Here is a 3805-nt window from a genome sequence, read left to right as displayed (position 1 = left end):
CGGCTGAATTTCATCAAAATCAGCTTGAATCTATCTGTGTTTTTTATTTACTGGCTAGTTTTTGCCCAGCCTCTTTTCAAAGGTTTTATGATATAGCAATTCTTGAACCTCACTCTGTTCATCGCAAGCAAGATTATTAAAAAGAGGAACCCGATGAACGCAGCCAATTTTTGTCATATTTTTATTCTCCCTTGCATTCTTTTATATTTCCTAAAAAATTGACCATGGTCAATTTTTTTTAATTAGGAAAGATATATAATTAAAACACTATATGTAGTGTCTGTTTTTAACATCAAATACAGTATATAGGAATTATACATATTGGGAGGGAAAAATGCAAGTGATTAGAATATACTATATCAGTCTTAGCGGGAATACAACTAATTTTCTTGAAAGATTAGATCATTATCTCCAGAAGGAACTTCAAGAGAAATTGGATTATGTTAATGTCAAGGATCTAGTAAAAAATAATGAATCATTGGAATTTGAAATCAAAGAACCTTACTTTGCTTTTCTACCAGCCTACCTTGAAGGAGGAAATGGTGTTACTACTGGTAATATCGAAATATTAACAACACCCCTCCGTAGGCTTATTGCATATAAAGAAAATAGTAAATATTGTATGGGCATTATCGGAAGTGGTAATCGAAATTTTAATAAACAATTCTGCCTGACAGCTCACCAGTATTCTGAGGAATTTGGATTTCCAGTATTAGATGAATTTGAATTACGAGGAACTGAGGAAGATGTTATTCGCATTTCAAATCGATTGAATACTAGGTTAATAGAGTGGAGATACAGTTCAGAGCTTGTATCATATAGGCTCTTACCTAATATGACACCACATCATATGCCTCATACCTTGCGGCACAGTCATCATATTAAAGATGGGACTTGGGAAAAGTTAACTATTTGGTCCGGAAAGATAAAGATTTTCGAATTAAGAGAGAATGGAGATGTTCTCAGAGAGTGTACTTATGACACTAGCAATCAACCACCATTTATTGAACCCCAAACATGGTATAAACTCTCACCGTTAACAGAAGACCTAGTATTTTCCATTGATCTCTTTTGTAAAAAATCGGATTTTTTACATCAATAAAGGTAAAAATATAAAAAATAGAAAGAAGACTAAAATGACAAAAGATTATTTTATTCTGAATAATATGTTAAATGTACTAGTAGAGGGACAGATTCCACTTCATTATGACAGGGAGGCGTTAGAGGAATATTTAAATACAGAAATTAGGGATAACTTGAAAACCTTTGATAGTATTGATGAAAAATTGGATTATTTAATTAGTCATGATTATATTGATGAAAGTGTCCTTAGTATTTATGGTGAAAATAATAGAGAGTTCGTCAAAAAGCTGTTTATCTTTGCCTATAACTATGGTTTTAAGTTCAAAAGCTTTATGGCTGCCTATAAATTTTATAATCAGTATGCAATGAAAACAAATGATTTGAACTACTACTTAGAAAACTTTGAGGACCGTGCTGTATTTAATGCTTTGTATCTTGCGAATGGGGATAGGAATCTTGCTCATAAGATACTTGAAGAACTTATTTCCCAAAGATATCAACCTGCAACACCAACATTTCTAAACGCAGGTAAGAAGAGACGGGGGGAAATGGTTTCATGTTTTCTTATTGATATTAATGATTCTATGCTATCGATTGGTCGGAATATTAATTCAGCTTTACAGCTTTCTAGAATAGGGGGAGGCGTAGGGGTTAATCTATCCAATCTACGTGCGACAGGATCTCCTATAAAAGAAATCGAGAATACTTCTTCGGGTGTGCTGCCTGTTATGAAATTACTGGAAGATTCGTTTTCCTATAGTAATCAACTTGGACAACGAAATGGTGCAGGAGTAGTTTACCTTAATGTTTTCCACCAAGATATTTTAGAATTTCTATCTACTAAAAAAGAAAATGCAGATGAGAAGATTCGAGTTAAAACATTATCACTAGGGTTAGTAGTACCCGATAAATATTATGAATTGCTTAAAACAAATGAACCCATGTATCTTTTTAATCCTTATCACGTTGAGCGAGTTTATGGTCTTCCGTTTTCTTATGTTGATCTGACGAAAGAGTACGATACTATGGTGGCTAATAGTGAAATAGAAAAGACTGTAATTAATGCTCGTGAATTAGAACAGGAAATTTCACGTTTACAACAAGAATCTGGTTATCCATACATTTTAAATATTGATACAGCTAATCGAACTAATCCTGTAAAAGGAAAAATTATTATGAGTAATCTTTGCTCAGAAATCCTTCAACCACAAGAACCGTCTATATTAAATCCAGATTTAAGTTATAAAAAGGTGGGGACCGATATTTCTTGCAACCTTGGTTCAATGAATATGGTAAATCTTATGGAAGCTAATGATTTTGGAAAGTCTATAGAATATGCGATTCGGGCGCTCACCACTGTTACTGGTCGGGGTGCAATCAGTGAAGTTCCAACTGTGGCTAATGGAAATTCGCTCTATCATACAATTGGGCTTGGTGCAATGGGACTTCATACAGTTTTAGCTCTTAATGGTATTGACTATGAATCTGATGAAGCCTTAGAATTTGTAGATGCTTTCTTTCTGGCTATGAACTATTACTCTTTAAAGGCCAGTCACCAAATTGCAGTGGAAAAGAACGAAACTTTTCATGATTTTGAATATTCTCGCTATGCTGATGGAAGCTATTTTGATCATTATCTAGCGAAGGAATTTCATTTTACATCTGAAAAGGTGGCAAAGATATTTGGAAATATTTTATTACCAACTATTGAAGATTGGCAGTTATTAAAAGAAAATGTCATGAAAGATGGTCTCTACCATCGAAATAGACTAGCTATTGCTCCTAATGGTTCTATTTCTTATATCAATGAGACTAGTGCATCTCTTCATCCAATTACTCAATTAATTGAAAATCGTCAAGAGAAAAAAGTTGGTTCAATCTTCTATCCTGCTCCATACTTGTCAAATAAAACACTTAGATATTATAAGACGGCTTACAACATGGATCAACGAAAAATTATTGATATCTACGCTAAAGCTCAGCAACATATTGATCAAGGAATGAGTCTGACACTCTTCATGCGTTCTGTATTACCTGAAGGTATCTATGAATGGAAGAAGCAAGGAAGTTCAAAATTAACAACTCGGGACTTAAATCGTCTTCGTAATTATGCTTGGACAAAAGGAATTAAGTCACTCTACTATGTTCGGACATATACGGAAGATGACGAATTCAACAGTGTAAATAATTGTGAATCTTGCATGATTTAAGGAGATACCATGTCAAAAAACTATTTATATTATAGGGCTATTAACTGGAATATTGTCGAGGATGAATTTGACAATGCAGTATGGGAAAGAGCTACATCACTGTTTTGGTTAGATACCAGGATTCCAATTGAAAATGATTTTACGAATTGGATAAAGCTTAATTTTGAGGAACAAGGACAGTTAAGACGTTTACTGATACTTTTAACGAATCTGTCTACCAATCAATCCATAGAGGTAGGTGAAATTGTTCGAAATGGTAAGTGTTCGCAACAAGAAGTTGCTATTTTAAATAATATTCAATTTATCGAGATGGTCAATACCAAAGCTTATAATCGAATATTGCTCACCTTTGATAAAGAGATTAATCTTGAAAAGTCATTTGAGTGGGTTGATAATGACTCACGTGTACTGGAATATTTAAATGATATTAATACCGTGACCTAGTCAAGCATTTTTGTAACACTAGTGTATAAAATTTCTTACGCTGCACGACATCGTGCAGCATAAGGTGT

General features: G+C 33.6%; 2 protein-coding genes and 2 pseudogenes. All 4 read left to right on the top strand.

All coding sequences use genetic code 11. The features are described 5' to 3' along the window. Positions 1-334: 334 nt before the first annotated feature. Positions 335-772, top strand: a pseudogene (gene nrdI, locus ACPC57_RS11365) (class Ib ribonucleoside-diphosphate reductase assembly flavoprotein NrdI); the annotation flags it as partial. A 63-nt stretch (positions 773-835) separates the two neighbouring features. Then, positions 836-1102, top strand: coding sequence for a DUF1971 domain-containing protein (locus ACPC57_RS11360; RefSeq protein WP_318151021.1), 267 nt, complete (start codon positions 836-838; stop codon positions 1100-1102). Positions 1103-1136: 34 nt separating this feature from the next. Continuing rightward, entirely contained in the window at positions 1137-3293 is a 2157-nt protein-coding gene (gene nrdE / locus ACPC57_RS11355; protein ID WP_434066994.1) for a class 1b ribonucleoside-diphosphate reductase subunit alpha, read from the top strand. Positions 3294-3302: 9 nt separating this feature from the next. Continuing rightward, positions 3303-3731: pseudogene (locus ACPC57_RS11350) on the top strand (ribonucleotide-diphosphate reductase subunit beta); the annotation flags it as partial. Between the last annotated feature and the right edge of the window lie 74 nt (positions 3732-3805).

This window comes from Streptococcus sp. VTCC 12886, from assembly GCF_049893425.1.
Taxonomy (GTDB): Bacteria; Bacillota; Bacilli; order Lactobacillales; family Streptococcaceae; genus Streptococcus; species Streptococcus suis_AA.
Note: the sequence above shows the minus strand (reverse complement) of the source record. Positions and strands in the feature narration are given on the sequence as shown.

What these genes read in the sequence shown, in the direction of transcription:
- ACPC57_RS11360 (WP_318151021.1), top strand. Translation starts at nt 836, where the DNA reads ATGACACCACATCATATGCCTCATACCTTGCGGCACAGTCATCATATT.
- nrdE (WP_434066994.1), top strand. Translation starts at nt 1,137, where the DNA reads ATGACAAAAGATTATTTTATTCTGAATAATATGTTAAATGTACTAGTA.